The 16,783-nt window shown below is 45.5% G+C and carries 11 protein-coding genes and 1 tRNA gene; 7 read left to right on the top strand and 5 right to left on the bottom strand.

The window, feature by feature from the left end; genetic code table 11:
• Positions 1–358 precede the first annotated feature (358 nt).
• The gene (gene rapA, locus AACT18_RS03535) at positions 359–3,268 is read left to right on the top strand and encodes an RNA polymerase-associated protein RapA (protein ID WP_013855992.1); all 2,910 of its coding nucleotides are present in this window, start codon (positions 359–361) and stop codon (positions 3,266–3,268) included.
• Between the two features lie 76 nt (positions 3,269–3,344).
• Here rapA and AACT18_RS03530 read toward each other — a convergent pair whose 3' ends face one another.
• Positions 3,345–4,616: an NRAMP family divalent metal transporter gene (locus AACT18_RS03530; RefSeq protein ID WP_094125739.1), complete on the bottom strand. Its 1,272-nt coding sequence runs from the start codon at positions 4,614–4,616 to the stop codon at positions 3,345–3,347.
• Positions 4,617–4,864: 248 nt separating this feature from the next.
• On the opposite strand from AACT18_RS03530, the gene AACT18_RS03525 reads away from it, so the two are divergent.
• Together AACT18_RS03525 and AACT18_RS03520 are read left to right on the top strand one after the other, a co-directional pair.
• Positions 4,865–5,602: an RluA family pseudouridine synthase gene (locus AACT18_RS03525; protein WP_094125738.1), complete on the top strand. Its 738-nt coding sequence runs from the start codon at positions 4,865–4,867 to the stop codon at positions 5,600–5,602.
• Positions 5,603–5,631: 29 nt separating this feature from the next.
• A complete protein-coding gene (locus tag AACT18_RS03520) occupies positions 5,632–6,594 on the top strand; it encodes a D-2-hydroxyacid dehydrogenase (protein WP_094125737.1) in 963 nt (320 codons plus the stop codon).
• Positions 6,595–6,660: 66 nt separating this feature from the next.
• On the opposite strand, the gene AACT18_RS03515 is transcribed toward AACT18_RS03520, so the two are convergent.
• The 3 genes from AACT18_RS03515 to pepA all read right to left on the bottom strand — a co-directional run bounded on the left by AACT18_RS03515 (position 6,661) and on the right by pepA (position 11,642).
• Positions 6,661–9,522: a valine--tRNA ligase gene (locus tag AACT18_RS03515; protein ID WP_094125736.1), complete on the bottom strand. Its 2,862-nt coding sequence runs from the start codon at positions 9,520–9,522 to the stop codon at positions 6,661–6,663.
• Between the two features lie 94 nt (positions 9,523–9,616).
• Positions 9,617–10,066: a DNA polymerase III subunit chi gene (locus AACT18_RS03510; protein ID WP_017043380.1), complete on the bottom strand. Its 450-nt coding sequence runs from the start codon at positions 10,064–10,066 to the stop codon at positions 9,617–9,619.
• 67 nt (positions 10,067–10,133) lie between these two features.
• Positions 10,134–11,642, bottom strand: coding sequence for a leucyl aminopeptidase (gene pepA, locus AACT18_RS03505; protein WP_010318842.1), 1,509 nt, complete (start codon positions 11,640–11,642; stop codon positions 10,134–10,136).
• A gap of 189 nt (positions 11,643–11,831) precedes the next feature.
• Here pepA and lptF point away from each other — a divergent pair, with 189 nt between their 5' ends.
• Entirely contained in the window at positions 11,832–12,932 is a 1,101-nt protein-coding gene (gene lptF, locus AACT18_RS03500) for an LPS export ABC transporter permease LptF (protein ID WP_013855997.1), read from the top strand.
• Between the two features lie 3 nt (positions 12,933–12,935).
• Positions 12,936–14,006 carry an LPS export ABC transporter permease LptG gene (gene lptG / locus AACT18_RS03495; RefSeq protein WP_013855998.1) on the top strand — a complete coding sequence of 357 codons (1,071 nt, stop codon included), beginning with the start codon at positions 12,936–12,938 and terminating at the stop codon, positions 14,004–14,006.
• 66 nt (positions 14,007–14,072) lie between these two features.
• Here the strand turns inward: lptG and AACT18_RS03490 are convergent, their stop codons facing one another.
• Positions 14,073–14,594: an RDD family protein gene (locus tag AACT18_RS03490; RefSeq protein ID WP_013855999.1), complete on the bottom strand. Its 522-nt coding sequence runs from the start codon at positions 14,592–14,594 to the stop codon at positions 14,073–14,075.
• A gap of 153 nt (positions 14,595–14,747) precedes the next feature.
• Between AACT18_RS03490 and AACT18_RS03485 the strand changes: the two genes are divergently transcribed.
• Positions 14,748–14,832 (top strand) — tRNA-Leu (locus tag AACT18_RS03485).
• A gap of 248 nt (positions 14,833–15,080) precedes the next feature.
• On the top strand, positions 15,081–16,331 hold the full coding sequence (locus tag AACT18_RS03480) for an HD-GYP domain-containing protein (RefSeq protein WP_094143316.1): 1,251 nt from the start codon (positions 15,081–15,083) through the stop codon (positions 16,329–16,331).
• Positions 16,332–16,783: the final 452 nt, after the last annotated feature.

Below are 16,783 nucleotides of genomic sequence, written 5' to 3'. Positions count from 1 at the left end.
GTAGTGACTCGATTGCTCGATGACTTACTGCAAGCCTGTGTTGATACTCATTGTCTGTTTGGTCTGCATGCTTCGTGCCAGAGTCATCCTTTTGACTGGCAAAGCAAGCATCGTTACAACAAGTATAGCAACCTTGTTTACTACAAATGCCACCGATTTCTTACAGTTTGATGTCAACCAAAAGTTGAAGAAAAAAATCTTGGTTATCCTTCGCTTTACACGTGACCTGTATCACGCCATCAAGTAAGATTAGCGACCTTTTTCTGCACCACACTCCAACAACAATCATAATTAGGAGTTGCCTTCACGTGGTAGCAGATCGATACAATCCATTCCAAATAAATAAGGTAGTCGATTCATGAGTTTTGCTTTGGGGCAACGCTGGATAAGCGATACAGAAAGTGATCTTGGTTTAGGTACTGTGGTAGCGCTTGATGCGCGTACTGTGACCTTGATGTTTGCTGCATCAGAAGAAAACCGCGTTTATGCACGCAGTGACGCCCCGGTAACACGAGTGACGTTCAATAGCGGCGATGTGGTTGAAAGCCAAGAAGGCTGGTCGCTACGCGTTGAGCAAGTTGTTGAAGAACAAGGACTACTCACTTATCTCGGCACGCGCGAAGACAACGATGAAAGCGGCGTGGCGCTACGTGAAATTTTCTTAAGCCACCAAATCCGTTTCAACAAACCGCAAGATAAATTGTTCGCAGGTCAAATTGATCGCATGGATAACTTTGTGTTGCGTTATCGCGCCCTGACTAACCAATATCAACAACACAAAAGCCCAATGCGTGGTTTATGTGGCATGCGCGCGGGCCTGATTCCTCATCAGCTTTATATCGCACATGAGGTTGGCCGTCGCCATGCGCCCCGCGTGTTATTAGCTGATGAAGTGGGGTTAGGTAAAACCATTGAAGCGGGGATGATCATTCATCAACAAGTGCTTTCTGGCCGTGCGGAACGTATTTTGATTGTGGTGCCGGAAACCTTGCAGCACCAATGGTTGGTGGAGATGATGCGTCGCTTTAATCTTCATTTCTCCATTTTTGATGAGGAGCGCTGTGTTGAAGCGTTCGCTGAAGCACACAACCCTTTTGATACTCAGCAATATGTGCTTTGTTCGCTCGATTTTCTGCGTAAAAGTCGTCAACGTTTTGAACAAGCACTTGAGGCGGAGTGGGATCTATTGGTGGTGGATGAAGCGCACCATCTAGAATGGAGCCAAGATAAACCAAGCCGCGAATACCAAGTGGTCGAAGGGCTAGCGCAAAACACCCCAGCGGTATTGCTGCTAACGGCAACGCCGGAGCAATTGGGCCGTGAAAGCCACTTTGCGCGTTTGCGTTTGCTCGATCCCGATCGTTTTTACGATTACGAGGCGTTCGTTGAAGAAGAAGAGCAATATGCGCCCGTAGCCGATTCCGTCAGTGCCCTGTTTTCGGGTGAGAAGTTGCAAAACGAAGCCAAAAACCAAATAACTGAGCTACTTTCAGAACAAGATGTTGAGCCGCTGTTTCGCATTATTGAAAGCGATGCCGATGAAGAGAGCAAAGCCTCTGCTCGCCAAGAGCTGATTGATAATCTGATGGATCGCCATGGCACTGGCCGCGTGCTGTTTAGAAACACCCGCGCTGCGATTAAAGGATTCCCTGTGCGTAATGTGCACTTGATGCCGATGGAAATCCCCGCGCAATACACCACCTCGATGCGAGTGGCTGGCATGATCGGCGGTAAGCTCAGTGCTCAGGCTCGCGCGATGAAAATGCTCTACCCCGAAGAGATTTTCCAAGAGTTTGAAGGCGATGATGCAAGTTGGTGGCAGTTCGATTCTCGCGTGAATTGGCTGCTTGAAAAAGTGAAAGAAAAACGCAGCGAAAAGATTTTAGTGATCGCTTCTCGCGCTAGCACCGCGTTACAACTGGAGCAAGCACTGCGTGAGCGTGAAGGCATTCGCGCCACCGTTTTTCATGAAGGTATGTCGATTTTAGAACGTGATAAAGCCGCCGCTTATTTCGCACAAGAAGAGGGTGGCGCGCAAGTGCTTATCTGTAGTGAAATCGGCTCTGAAGGGCGTAACTTCCAATTTGCTAACCAGTTGGTGATGTTTGATCTGCCGTTTAACCCAGATCTTTTAGAGCAACGCATTGGCCGTTTGGATCGTATTGGTCAACACCGTGATATCGATATCCATGTGCCGTACCTTAAAGGCACATCGCAAGCGATTTTGGCGCGTTGGTTTGATGAAGGCTTGAATGCATTTGCTGAAACCTGCCCAACAGGCCGCGCTGTGTATGATAAATATGCCGATGATCTGATTGACATGCTGGCTTCGGGAAATATCGATACGTTGGATGAGATCATTGAACAGTCGGCAACGCTCAACAAAACGTTGAAGGCTCAGCTTGAACAAGGGCGTGACCGATTGCTTGAAATGCATTCAAACGGTGGCGAAAAAGCATTGAAAATCGTCGAAAGTATAGCATCAACGGATGGCGATACTAACTTGGTTACTTTCGCTTTGAGCTTATTTGATGCGATCGGTTTAAACCAAGATGATCGGGGTGAAAACGCGCTGGTGGTCACACCATCAGAGCACATGATGGTGCCAAGCTACCCCGGTTTGCCGTATGAAGGAGCGACCATCACTTTTGATCGTGATACGGCATTATCGCGTGAAGATATGAATTTCATCAGTTGGGAACACCCGATGATTCAAGGCGGGATCGACCTACTGATGAGCGAAGGCGTGGGAACATCGGCGGTTTCTCTGCTGAAAAATAAAGCTCTGCCTGTTGGGACTTTGCTACTTGAGTTGATCTATGTGGTGGATGCACAAGCGCCAAAACGCAGTGGTATCAGCCGCTTCCTTCCTCAAACACCGATCCGTTTGATGATGGATGCGCGTGGTAATGATCTCTCCGCGCAAGTTGAGTTTGAAAGCTTCAACCGCCAATTAAGCCCAGTGAATCGTCATTTGGCCAGCAAGCTCGTTACGTCGGTACAAAATGATGTGCATAGCTTAATTGCTGCCAGTGAAAGCCAAGTTGTGAGCCGTGTTGAAGCGATTCGTGAACAAGCGCAGAAAGAGATGCAGTCGAGCTTAAACGGTGAACTGGAGCGCTTATTGGCGCTTAAAGCAGTCAACCCGAACATTCGTGATGAAGAGATCAGCGCGATTGAAGAGCAGATTAACGAGTTAAGCGGTTACATCGGTAAAGCGCAATTCCAACTGGATTCGTTGCGTTTAATCGTTGTGACGCATAACTGATCCCTTTACTTGGCCCTTGTGGCGGACATTAAAAACAATAAAGGCCTTTTTCATAAGGCCTTTGTTTTATCTGCTGTTACATAAGCCACTTCCACCAAATAAATAGCGCTAAAAAGCCAAACAGATAAACAAGCCCTACGATAGACAGTGCTTTGAGTTTTTTTCCTACTGCGAGTTCAGCCGGTAAAGGTGTTTTAGTCACCAGAATATAGTTGAGCAGCGCAAAAATTGGCGTGGTCATAAATGCCATGATCATCGCAAAATTCAGCATTGGCATCAGTGCAGAAGCCCAAAAGGCAATGATGGCCAGCGCTAAAGCCGATACCACGAGGACCCAAGCTTGGTAGCAACGTGGGCTTTGGCTCTCTTTGTTTTGCAAAAGACGTTGTGATTCTGCAATCACTCGTGAATAGCCATCAATGACGGTGATGGTACTGCCAAAAATACAGAAAAAGGCGATCACTGCAATTAAATAACGTGACCACTCACCTATGGTTGAAGCGTACAATCCGACCAATTGATGCGAAAAGCCGACGCCAGATTTAGAGAGCTCAACGCCTGTTCCGTGTAGTACTAAGGCACCAAGCGCCAAAAATACAATCGCCAAGATTGCAGTACCGATATAGCCCACATTGAAATCAAATAGTGCGGATTGCGGCGTCACTTGCTGCTCTTGGCATTGACGCTTGAGCCACACCGAAGTGATGCTCGAAATCTCAATGGGTGCGGGCATCCAGCCCATTGTCACCACCAAAAAACCGATCGCGGCGAGTGTCCAAGGTGAAGGTGAAATGGTTTCTACCACTATCTGCGCTGGGGTTGCGACGGCAATCACCACGGCGAGTAAGGTGGCGATTGTCAGTACTGCCATAATAATTTTAGAAAGTGAGTCGAGCGCGCGAAAGTGGCCTGCAAAAAGGATCAGCAAACAAGTGGTCAGCACAATCACGGAAAGAACAATATTGCCTAGCTCAAAAGGGACAAAATAGGCCAGTAAGCTGGCGCTAAACAGCAGTAACGCGGCGGTGTTTATAATGGCCGATACCACGCTTAAGAGGGCAAAAACCCATAAGTAAGCGCGCCCGAGATGAGCATAGCCTTGTACTAAACTTTTGCCTGTCCCCATGGTGTATTGAATGCCAGCCTTAAAAAAGGGGTATTTTAATAAGTTGACCAGCAAAATGAGGCCTGCGAGTTGCCAGCCATAAATTGCACCTGCTTGAGTTGACGCGACGAGATGAGAGCCGCCGACGGCTGCTGCTGCCATCATAATGCCCGGCCCGAGTGAACGAAGCAGTTGTGGCAGGGTTAAACGTTTGGCCGATTGATAAGGGACGCTGTGTTCCATTCTTGTTCCTTAGACTTGATGTTGTGTTATTTATAATTTTTGCTTTTGAAGCTGACTTTAATGTCAAGCTCATCAATCAATATCACACCCAGTTAATCTGTCAATTTTAAGTTACATTTCAAGTGATATTTCTAAGCAAGGCTAACTTACTGACGATTTCGTGATTTAACGAAACTAAGATGACTCTTCTCTATTGGCTTGGCGGAGAGGTTGTTATAATGCGCCGATTTTTTTAGGAGAAACCTTCGATGGCTATGCTTGAATACACGCCGCCCACAGATCCTTGGATTGATATTGTCTATGAAGATGATCAGATTCTCGCGGTGAATAAACCTTCAGGTCTGCTGTCGGTTCCAGGACGCTTGCCTGAGCATCACGACAGTATGTGGAGTCGTTTGGCTGAGCAATATCCAGAGATCCAAGTTGTGCATCGTTTGGATATGTCGACTTCTGGCTTGATGGTGCTGGCAAAAAATAAATACGCGGAAGGGGCATTGAAAAAGCAGTTTCAATACCGTTTAACGCATAAAATTTATTACGCTCGCGTGTGGGGCGTAATGGAACTTGACGAGGGGGCGGTTGAATTGCCCCTGATTTGCGATTGGCCAAATCGGCCTAAACAGAAAGTCTGCTTTGAAGATGGGAAACCATCAAAAACTTTATATCAAGTAGCGAAAAGAGAAGAAAAAACGACAATTGTACGTCTTCTTCCCGTAACTGGCCGTTCGCACCAATTACGTGTTCACATGCAAGCTTTGGGTTATCCGATTGTGGGTGATGAGTTTTATGCCCCGCAAGAAGCGCAAGATTTTTCCGATCGCTTAGCGCTGCATGCCGCAGAGCTCAGTTTTTATCACCCAAAGAGTCATTGGCTGCGCAATATTTTTGTCGGCTGTGATTTTTATCCCGAAGCACAAGAGCAAATTTTGCAACACTTTGATCCTGAGCGAAAATTACCAGATTACAAAACGTTGCCCCGACCTTAGTGTGATGTGGGTGGCGACAAGGAGCTAATATGTCACTACCCACGGTTGTCTTTCTCGATAGGGCCACAATCCCTGCTTATATTCGATTGCCGAGCTTACCTTTTGCTCATCATTGGCTTGAGTTTGACTTTACTTCTGCCGAACAAGCGCTCGATCGCCTATCTCAAGCCGATATCGTAATCACCAATAAAGTGGTGCTGGATAGGGCGCTACTCTCACAATGTCCGAAATTGCGCTTGATTGCTGTGTCGGCCACAGGCGTCAATAATGTCGATGTCGATTACTGTCGTGAAGCAGGCATCGTACTGGTGAATGTTCAAGGCTATGCCACCCGTTCTGTTCCGGAACATGTAGTTGGGATGATTTATGCCTTAAGGCGTAACTTGTTTGCTTATCATCAAGATATTGCCAATGGTGAGTGGCAGCGCAATCAACAATTTTGCTTTTTTACTCATCCGATAGGGGATGTTGCAGGTTCAACGCTTGGTATTGTGGGGAGTGGCGCGCTCGGACAGGCAACTGCAACGTTAGCACGAGCGATAGGCATGCAGGTGATATTTTCTGAACGAAAGGGGGCCAAGTTATGCCGACAAGGTTTTATGCCCTTTGAACAAATGTTAGCGGAGGCGGATGTTGTGAGTTTACATTGCCCATTGAGCGAGCAAACCCGAAACCTGATAGGTGAGAACGAATTAAAGATGATGAAGCCTAATGCATTGTTGATTAACGCAGGCCGTGGTGGTTTGGTTGATGAGCAAGCACTTGTGACAGCATTGAAATCTGGGCAAATTGCTGGCGCTGGAGTGGATGTATTCAGTCGAGAACCAGCGGATAAAACAAATCCCTTACTAGCCAATATGGATTTGCCAAATTTGTTGCTCACACCGCACGTGGCATGGGGTAGTGACTCAGCTATTTCACAATTGGCAACGATTTTGATGGATAACATTGCCGCGTTTGAGCGTGGAGAGCACAAAAATCGCGTCTGCTGATGGCGTGAATAAATAAAAAAGGTCGGTATTTTCACACCGACCTTTTTAATGATAACGCAATCGCGATTATAGCGCGGCTATGGTCGCTTTCTGTTCTTCCAGTTTAACCAAGGTATCTTGATAGCCATTCAGCTTTTGACGCTCGATAGCGACAACGGCTTCGGGTGCTTTAGCGACGAACCCTTGGTTATTGAGTTTGCCTTCAATGCGTTTGATTTCGCCTTGAGTTTTAGCAATCTCTTTTGCTAAGCGCTCTAGCTCCGCATCTTTATCAATCAAACCAGCCATTGGGATCATCAGTTCAGATTGACCAACCAGCGCCGTTGCACAAGCAGGAGTCTCTTCACCCTCTTCAAGAACGCGTAGTGCCTCCAGTTTAGCCAGTGACAACAGTACCGCTTTGTTCGCTTCTAAACGTGCCACTTCTTGCTTGTTGGCGGCTTTTAGCATCACGTTAAGAGGTTTGCCTGGGTTGATATCGTACTCGGCACGTAGGTTGCGAATGCTAGTAATAAAGGCTTTCACCCATTCGATATCATCCAGCGCTGCTTGGTTGAAGTTAGCTTCATCATACTGAGGCAGCGCTTGCAGCATGATGGTGTTACCTTCAACGCCGTCCACTAATGGCTTAATGCTTTGCCAAATAGTTTCAGTGATATACGGGATTACTGGGTGCGCGAGGCGTAATGTTTTCTCTAATACCGTAATTAATGTACGGCGCGTTGCGCGTTGCTGCGCTTCACTGCCTTTCCATAATACGGGTTTAGTCAGCTCTAAGTACCAGTCGCAGAATTGGTTCCAGATGAATTCGTAAAGGGTATTTGCCGCCATATCTAAACGGAAGTTGTTGATATGGTTGTTGAACTCTTTAGCCGTCAATTCAAATTGAGATTCGATCCATTTATCGGCTAACGAATACTCAAGCTCGCTACCTGCGTTGAAGCCACAATCAAGATCTTCGGTATTCATCAACACGTAACGGCTCGCGTTCCAGAGTTTGTTACAGAAGTTGCGGTAACCTTCTAGGCGTTTCATGTCCCAGTTGATATCACGACCGGTTGAAGCCATCGCTGCTAGCGTGAAACGCAGTGCGTCGGTTCCATAAGGTTCGATACCATTTTCAAAGGTTTTACGTGTATTTTTCTCGATCTTGGCTGCAAGCTGTGGCTGCATCATGTTGCCACAACGTTTTTCAACCAGAGATTCAAGATCAATACCATCGATCATGTCGATAGGATCAAGCACGTTGCCTTTAGATTTTGACATTTTGTCGCCGTTTTCATCACGGATAAGGCCTGTGACATAAACAGTTTTAAATGGCACTTGTGGTTTACCATTCTCATCTTTACAGAAGTGCATGGTCATCATGATCATGCGTGCAACCCAGAAGAAGATGATGTCAAAACCAGTAACAAGAACGTCAGACGGGTGGAATGTTTTTAGTGCCTCAGTATTTTCTGGCCAGCCTTGTGTACCAAAAGTCCAAAGAGCAGAGGAGAACCAAGTGTCCAATACATCATCATCTTGGCGCAGTACCACCACTGGTGCTAGGTTGTTTTGTTCGCGCACTTCTTCTTCGTTACGGCCGACATAAACGTTGCCGTCGTTGTCATACCAAGCAGGAATACGATGACCCCACCAAAGTTGGCGTGAGATACACCAATCTTGCACGTCACGCATCCATGAGAAGTACATGTTTTCGTACTGCTTAGGCACAAATTGAATCTCGCCATCTTCAACGGCTTTGGTTGCGACTTCCGCTAGTGGCGCTGTGCGTACGTACCATTGGTCGGTCAGCATCGGTTCGATAACCACACCACCACGGTCACCGTAAGGAATGGTGAGGTCGTGATCTTTGATTTCTTCAAGCAGGCCGAGAGCTTCAAATTCAGCTACGATGGCTTTACGTGCCGCAAAGCGCTCCATGCCTTGGTATTTAGCAGGAAGATCGCTGCTGTAAGCGTCACTTGGTTCACCATTGGTGTTGAACACTTCGGCGGCGTCACGAATGTTGGCATCAAAGGTGAAAATGTTGATCATCGGCAGTTGGTGGCGCTTACCGACTTCATAGTCATTGAAATCGTGAGCAGGGGTGATCTTCACACAGCCTGTGCCTTTTTCCATGTCTGCGTGCTCATCGCCCACGATAGAAATGCGGCGATTGACGATTGGCAGCATGATCTCTTTACCGATCAGAGCTTGGTAGCGTGGATCTTCAGGGTTAACCGCTACACCTGTGTCACCCAGCATGGTTTCAGGACGAGTGGTCGCAACAACAATGTAGTCTTTACCGTCTGCTGTTTTTACGCCGTCAGCCAGTGGGTAACGGAAGTGCCACATGTGACCTTTGACGTCTTTGTTTTCTACTTCTAGATCAGAAATTGCAGTGTGCAGTTTTGGATCCCAGTTCACAAGACGTTTACCACGGTAGAGTAAATCTTCTTGGTAAAGGCGAACAAACACTTCTTGAACGGCATTGGATAGGCCCGCATCCATAGTGAATCGTTCACGATCCCAGTCTACCGATGCGCCAAGGCGGCGAAGCTGTTTAGTGATGGTGCCACCTGATTCGCCTTTCCATTCCCAAATTTTGTCGATAAACGCTTCGCGACCGTAGTCATGCTTGGTTTTGCCTTCTTCAGCAGCAATTTTACGTTCAACCACCATTTGGGTAGCAATACCGGCGTGGTCTGTACCCACTTGCCATAAGGTATTTTTGCCTTTCATGCGTTCGCAGCGGATCAAAGTATCCATAATGGTGTCTTGGAATGCGTGACCCATATGAAGGCTACCAGTGACGTTCGGCGGTGGGATCATGATGCTGTACGCTTCTTTTGATGTATCACCGTGAGGCTTAAAGTAGCCGTTCTCTTCCCAAGTCTGATACAGAGCTTGTTCGATTGCTGTTGGGTTATATGTCTTTTCCATAGTGCTCTTAAATGGATACTGTGAATGGTTAATCTTAGTCAAACTTCATAAGTGAAGGATCTTGTTAAAGATCGCCTTAACTATAAGGTTTGACCTATGGATGTTGGATCTCGATTGTTTGCAATTGGTAGCCAGCTTGACGGTAGATTTTATACCTTTCGCGTGCTCGTTGCTTTGCTTTTTCTTCGCAGGGGACGAAGTCTACCACCTCAGCAAAGGCGTTCGCAAAGGTTGTATGATTATCCGCCACATTTATTACCAGTTGACGATTCCAATTGGGTTTGACGTTGGGGTAGCCAATCTCGATATGAGTTGAGTATTTCGGACCTTCACCCACCAGATTGTGCGCGACAAACTGTTCTGCAGGCACTTGCCATAAATGTTCAGCAAACTGTTCAGCGTGAGTTTTATCATCACAATGCAGATAAATTTTTGCCCCTTGTTTGGCGAAGTGATGAGCCAGAAATAGGACATATTGCTCAAAGCCTGCCAGCGTTGCTTGAGGGCTTTCTTCGTTCACAATGTAAAAGGTGGCTCGCTGCATGTTGTCACCTACTATCTAATCGCTCATCAACAAAAAAGGGCCTTGCGGCCCTTTTCACATTTTGAGGTTATTCCTCAGACTCTTGGCCGCTGCGGTTCAATAAGAACTGGACGAGCAATGAGACGGGACGACCTGTTGATCCTTTTGCTGCTCCTGACTTCCATGCCGTGCCAGCAATATCCAAATGCGCCCAGTTATATTTCTTAGCAAATTTAGATAAGAAGCAGCCAGCGGTAATCGTACCACCAGGGCGACCACCGATGTTTGCCATATCAGCAAATGGACTCTTTAGCTGCTCATGGTACTCGTCGGCCATTGGTAGACGCCATGCGCGATCGCTTGCTTGTTCTGAAGCATTAACCAATTCATGCGCTAATGGGTTGTGGTTTGAAACCACGCCACTGATGTGGTGACCTAATGCAATCACACAAGCGCCAGTTAGTGTTGCCACATCTACCACGCAATCGGGTTCAAAACGCTCAACGTAAGTGAGTGCATCACATAGAACTAAGCGACCTTCGGCATCGGTATTGAGTACTTCAACCGTTTGGCCAGACATAGTCGTGAGAATGTCACCAGGGCGATAGGCATTGCTGCCTGGCATGTTTTCACAACCGGCTAAGATACCCACGACATTTAATGGCAATTTCAATTTAGCCAATGCTTTCATTGCGCCAAAGACTGACGCCGCACCGCACATGTCATACTTCATTTCATCCATGCCTTCGCCTGGTTTTAATGAAATACCGCCGGAATCAAACGTTAGGCCTTTACCCACCAACACAATTGGTTTTGCATCTGGATCTGGGTTGCCTTTGTACTCAATGACCGACATCATCGACTCATTTTTTGAGCCACGACCGACGGCGAGATAAGAGGTCATGCCCAACTTTTCCATCTCTTCTTCACCAATGATTTTGGTGGTGACGCTCTCGTAGTCGTCCGCTAAGCGGCGCGCTTGAGATGCAAGATAAGCTGGGTTGGCAATGTTGGGTGGCATATTGCCAAGATCTTTCGACGCTTTCACACCGGATGCAATCGCAAGGCCGTGTGTAATCGCGCGCTCACCTAAGTTAAGCTCACGGCGAGTCGGTACGTTAAAGACAAGTTTGCGCAGTGGGCGGCGAGTCTCCGGTTTCACGCTCTTGAATTGATCAAAGGTGTACAGACCATCTTTCGTTGCTTCAACCGCTTGGCGTACTTTCCAATAAGTATCGCGGCCTTTAACGTGTAGTTCAGTCAGAAAACATACGGCTTCCATTGAACCCGTTTCGTTCAGTGTGCTGATGGTTTTTTGAATGATTTCTTTGTACTGACGTTCGCCTAATTCGCGCTCTTTACCACAACCTACCAGTAAAACGCGTTCAGACAGAACACCAGGGACTTGATGCAGCAGTAGCATCTGGCCGGGTTTACCCTCGAGATCACCACGGCGAAGTAGTGAACTAATATAGCCGTCGCTGATTTTATCAAGCTGCTCTGCTACTGGAGAAAGGCGGCGTGGTTCGAACACTCCAACAACGATACATGCGCTACGTTGTTTCTCTGGACTGCCACTTTTTACACTGAACTCCATGCGTACTCCTACATCCTGAAGACAAATAGAACTAAATGTTAGATAATGCGCTCTTAGTGGTTGAATCCGAGTTTGGATCTACTTTTAATTGAACGCCTAACAGTTAGTGAAAATTTTAAAAATAAAAGGTTCAACGGGAAATTATAGTGATTCAATCAAAAAAACAAGTTTTGTATAGGTAATTTCAGCGTGATTATTGTTAGATATTTGATCCGCGAGACACTCAAGAGCCAATTTGCGATCTTTTTCGTACTGTTTCTCGTGTTTCTTAGCCAACGATTTATTCGCGTTTTGGCTGAAGCTTCCGATGGTGACATTCCAGCACGAATGATCTTATCTATTGTAAGTTTAAATATGCCCGCAATGGGGTTATTAATGCTGCCTTTGAGTTTGTATATCGGCATCTTACTGACTTTTGGACGTTTGTACGCAGAAAGCGAAATTACGGTGATGAATGCCACTGGCATCGGCAATAAATTTTTGATCCGTGCTGCACTCTATTTGGCTTTGATCACTTCAGGTGCTGCAGCATTTAACGCATTCTGGTTGGCGCCTTGGAGCCAAGATAAAGAAGCACAATTAATGGAGCAGCTTGCAGCAGAAAATAGCGTTGATTTGCTACAGAAAGGACAATTTCAACGCACACCGGATGGTTCCTCGGTGGTTTTCATCGAAAATATTGAAAACAAAAAACTGCATAATGTGTTTGTTGCGCAGCTTGCACCAAAGGATTCGATACTCCCGAGTGTGATGTTCTCTAATTCTGGTGATGTTAAAGAGCTCAGTGATGGCCGTCAGATGATCACCATGTATGACGGGATTCGCTATGAAGGCGTGCCAACACGCGTTGATTATATGATCACAAAATTTGACGAATACGAAGGTTTAATTGGCCAGCGTGAAGTTAAACCCAAAGGACGCGATTGGGAGGCGTTACCGACATCCAATCTGCTTTCCAACCCGGATCGAAGAGCGAAAGCTGAGTTGCAATGGCGAATTTCTCTGGTGATTTGTATTCCGTTACTCACCATGCTGGTGGTCCCTTTGTCGGCGGTTAACCCTCGGCAAGGACGCTTTGCGAAAATGGGACCTGCAATCTTAATTTATTTGGCCTATTTTATGGCCATCAGCGCAACCAAGTCTGCCATTGAAGATGGCTCACTTGCTACGGTGATCGGTATGTGGCCAATCAATGCTGCGTTACTTTTGGCGGCGATTTCAGTGAATATCATGGACAGTGTGCCAGTGCGGCGCTTCAAAGATAAACTAAGACTAAAGAAGGCAGCATAACGCGTGTTTAAGATTTTAGATTTATACGTCGGCCGTACTATTGTTGCGACAACCTCGTTAGTGCTGGCGACCTTTGTTGGTTTGTCCGGCATTATCAAATATGTTGAGCAATTGAGAAAAGTCGGGGAAGGAAGCTACGATTTACTGCAAGCTTTACTGTTTGTGGTGTTGAGCATTCCTCGTGATATCGAGATGTTTTTTCCTATGGCCGCCTTACTCGGTGCGTTGATTGGGTTAGGTATGTTGGCATCAAGTTCTGAGCTCGTTGTCATGCAAGCTGCGGGGTTTTCTAAGCTTAATATCGGTATGTCGGTATTAAAAACCGCAGTGCCATTAATGATCATTGTCACCTTGCTTGGCCAATGGGGAGCACCCCAAGCGCAGAAGATGGCGCGAGATCTGCGAGCTTTTTCTCTCTCTGGCGGTAGTATTGTTTCAGTGCGCAGCGGTGTGTGGGCGCGCGATGTGAATGATTTTATCTTTATTGGTAAAATTGATGACAACAAACTCTATGGCTTAAATATGTGGCGCTTTGATAACAATAAGAGTTTGCAAAACATCCTTTTTGCCGAAGAGGTGGATTACGATAAAGACAATCAATGGGTAATGAAAAATGTTCAAATCACCGACATGCGCGATGATGTATTGATAACAAAGCAAACATTACCTGAATATCGTTGGACGACTTCATTAGCTCCAGACAAACTAGCAGTGGTCACGGTCAAGCCTGAAGAGTTGTCACTGAGTGGCTTGTATGATTATGTCAGCTATTTAAAAACGTCGGAGCAAGATGCTTCACGGTACGATCTAGCGTTGTGGCGTAAAATCACTCAACCTTTTTCCATTGCTGTGATGATGCTGATGGCATTATCGTTTATTTTTGGGCCATTGCGCAGCGTTACTATGGGCGCAAGGATTTTGTCAGGCGTGATTGCAGGCTTTACATTTTATATTTCCAGTGAGTTTTTCGGCCCACTGAGTCTTGTTTATGGTATCCCACCAGTGTTTGGTGCCGTCGCACCCAGTTTGGTGTTTCTCAGCGTTGCCGTAATGTTGTTAAGACGAAAACTCTAAATAAAAATGACAGGTAAGAACTATCAACAAAAAGGAAGGGCAAACCTTCCTTTTTGTTATTCCGACTCAATTAACTTTAGGAAGTACCACTACTTTCGTTTTGGCCCAAATATCTTGGAACCCTCTTTTTTGTTGATCAAAGGGTACGGTGAGGTTTGCCAAGCCAAAGCCTGAGGTGAACAAACGTATTAAAGCTTGCGTGGCGCTGATTGAATTTCCATCTTGTTCGTTAATTATCAAAAGTCGCCAAGCACGCATCCCTAATGTCTGGCCTGCTCTTGTCCAGAAAAAGACGAAGAAGTAGACCCAGACAGCGGCAAGGTAAAATGTGTAAACATAGCTCCAAATGGGATGACGAGTGAGAAGGTCGCTGACATCTGCATACGAGCCATAGCTCATCACATTCAACGCAACGAGAGCTTCTAATATAGCAACGACAACACCAGCAGCCATCATCTCAAGAGCAATGATGATTAATGCATCGTAAATGAGCGCACCAAATCGGCGTAGTAATCCGGCAGGCGGTAGAGAAATAGAGTTACTCATCATATCTAAACATCTTTTGTATTCGCGAAATTGCAGCAGCATATAGCCTCGAAGAGGATCTGAAAAGAGAAGAGACGTACAGCTTGAAGGTTTGTGGCGAAAATATCGGCAAACGATTTGTATTTCAATATTTTGTTATTGCGCCAATAACTTTCTTACGTATAATGCCAATCATCAAAGGGCAATCCCCAAGATGCCGGTGTGGTGAAATTGGTAGACACGACGGATTCAAAATCCGTTTCCTTCGGGAGTGGCGGTTCAAGTCCGCCCACCGGTACCATAATTTAAACAACAAAGCCTCGACGAAAGTCGGGGCTTTGTTGTTTTTGTCCTTGAAATAATAGTCCACTATCTTAGATGAATGGGACTCTTTTGATAGCCTTCACATACTTCTATATTGAACAGCGCACATTTCTTGCTTCTAGCCATACACATTTATATCAACACTACTAATATGTAGTTGATGAACTTTTGGGTGACTTCTTTTAAACTCATTAACTACTTAGTACTTAAGGTGTTATATAAATTGTGGCAAGCATAAAAATCACAGTAGATAGATTGCAGCCTGGCCTGCACATTAAGTTGCCCGTAAAGTGGAACGAACACCCCTTTCTTTTTAATAGCTTTAAGATTAAATCCCAAGAACAGATTCAATTGATAAAACACTTGGGGATTCAACATGTTTATATCAATCCTGCGCAAAGCGATACTCAACCCTTACCTGTCAATACGCAGCCGGAAGCCATAGAAGAATCTTCAGAGATGGAGAGTGAGGCTAAAAAATTGTGGGAAGAGAAGCAGAAACGGATTGAAAAGTTGAACGCATATCGTAGGCGAGTTCTAAACTGTGAAAAAGAGTTTGAGCGTTCTCTATCCCGTATGCGTGCGGTAATGAACAAGATACGCAATCGGCCAGAGGATGCGATAGATGAAGCTTCAATTTTGGTTGAAGATATCGTCGATAAGCTACTGAGTGAAGATAGCGTTACGCTGCATTTAATGAATGGCAAAAGTGAGTTTGAAGACATCTACTTTCATTCACTCAACGTTTCGGTCATTGCAATGATGATAGGAAAAGCGAAAGGGTATGATGCTCAAAAAATCAAAGAACTTGCTTTTGCTGCGCTGTTTCATGATATAGGCAAAATTAAGGTTCCCACCGCGATTGTTAGAAAGAAAACAACACTGACAGAGCCCGAACAAAATTATCTCAAATTACATACTAAGTATGGTTTGGATATTGCGAGTCATATCGATAGCTTTCCAGAAAGTGCAAAGAGAGTAATAGAACAGCATCATGAACTCAATGACGGCAGTGGGTATCCGCTTGGTTTAAAGGAAGCGGCTATTGATGAGCTTTCACAGGTCATTACGGTCGCGAATGTATTTGATAATTTGTGTCATCCCAATATCGTTGCAGAGCAGAAGATTCCTTATATTGCACTTTCCTATATGTATAAGCATTGTAATCATTTATATAGTAACGAAAACTTAAACGTATTGGTTAAATTTATGGGCGTTTTCCCTCCGGGAACCGTTGTTCAGCTTTCTAACAATATGGTTGGGTTAGTCATCTCCGTAAACGCCAGCCACTTACTATATCCTAATGTATTGATTTACGACCCTTCGGTTCCGCGAACCCAAGCGCCCATTATTGATTTAGCTGATCGAGATTTGAAAATTGTTAATGCCATTCTTCCGCATAAACTTCCGGATAAAATCCGAGACTATCTTAACCCACGCTCTAGAATCTCTTATTTCTTCGATAGTGATGAGTAATATGCTTCTTTGTACTGCCTCAGTGCGAGCTTTCATTGACGAAGAAAAGCACACAATATGAAGTGTGTCACCTCAATGCTCTGGTGATAACAAGGAGATTTAGAGAGGGAAATAGGTCGCTAATTAATCGATATTTAACGCTTTGGTGTCTTTTTGTTCACTTGAGCTATCAGAAGGTACTTTTTTCTAAAAACCGCTTGCACTCATCTTCGTTCTCCCTATAATGCCGCCTCACTGACACGGCACAGCCAGTAAGGGTTCAAGCCCAACCAGCAGCCAATCAGTAGGTCAAATCGGTAAGACGAAATAATTTAATAAAGTGTTTGACACTTTTTATTATCTCGCTAGAATGGCCGCCTCTTCAAAGGAAGCCTCGGCAAGCCAGAGAAGAACGCTCTTTAACAATATAAACCTATCAATCTGTGTGGGCACTCGTTGATGATAATCAAAAA

This window comes from Vibrio sp. V04_P4A5T148 (genome assembly GCF_963875605.1).
Lineage (GTDB): Bacteria > Pseudomonadota > Gammaproteobacteria > Enterobacterales > Vibrionaceae > Vibrio > Vibrio anguillarum.
The sequence above is the reverse complement of the archived record's forward strand: the minus strand, read 5'-3'. Positions and strand labels throughout refer to the sequence as shown.

Excerpts from the sequence above, each read along its gene's own strand:
- rapA (WP_013855992.1), top strand. The coding sequence starts at position 359 with ATGAGTTTTGCTTTGGGGCAACGCTGGATAAGCGATACAGAAAGTGAT.
- AACT18_RS03530 (WP_094125739.1), bottom strand. The coding sequence starts at position 4,616 with ATGGAACACAGCGTCCCTTATCAATCGGCCAAACGTTTAACCCTGCCA.
- AACT18_RS03525 (WP_094125738.1), top strand. The coding sequence starts at position 4,865 with ATGGCTATGCTTGAATACACGCCGCCCACAGATCCTTGGATTGATATT.
- AACT18_RS03520 (WP_094125737.1), top strand. The coding sequence starts at position 5,632 with ATGTCACTACCCACGGTTGTCTTTCTCGATAGGGCCACAATCCCTGCT.
- AACT18_RS03515 (WP_094125736.1), bottom strand. The coding sequence starts at position 9,522 with ATGGAAAAGACATATAACCCAACAGCAATCGAACAAGCTCTGTATCAG.
- AACT18_RS03510 (WP_017043380.1), bottom strand. The coding sequence starts at position 10,066 with ATGCAGCGAGCCACCTTTTACATTGTGAACGAAGAAAGCCCTCAAGCA.
- pepA (WP_010318842.1), bottom strand. The coding sequence starts at position 11,642 with ATGGAGTTCAGTGTAAAAAGTGGCAGTCCAGAGAAACAACGTAGCGCA.
- AACT18_RS03490 (WP_013855999.1), bottom strand. The coding sequence starts at position 14,594 with ATGCTGCTGCAATTTCGCGAATACAAAAGATGTTTAGATATGATGAGT.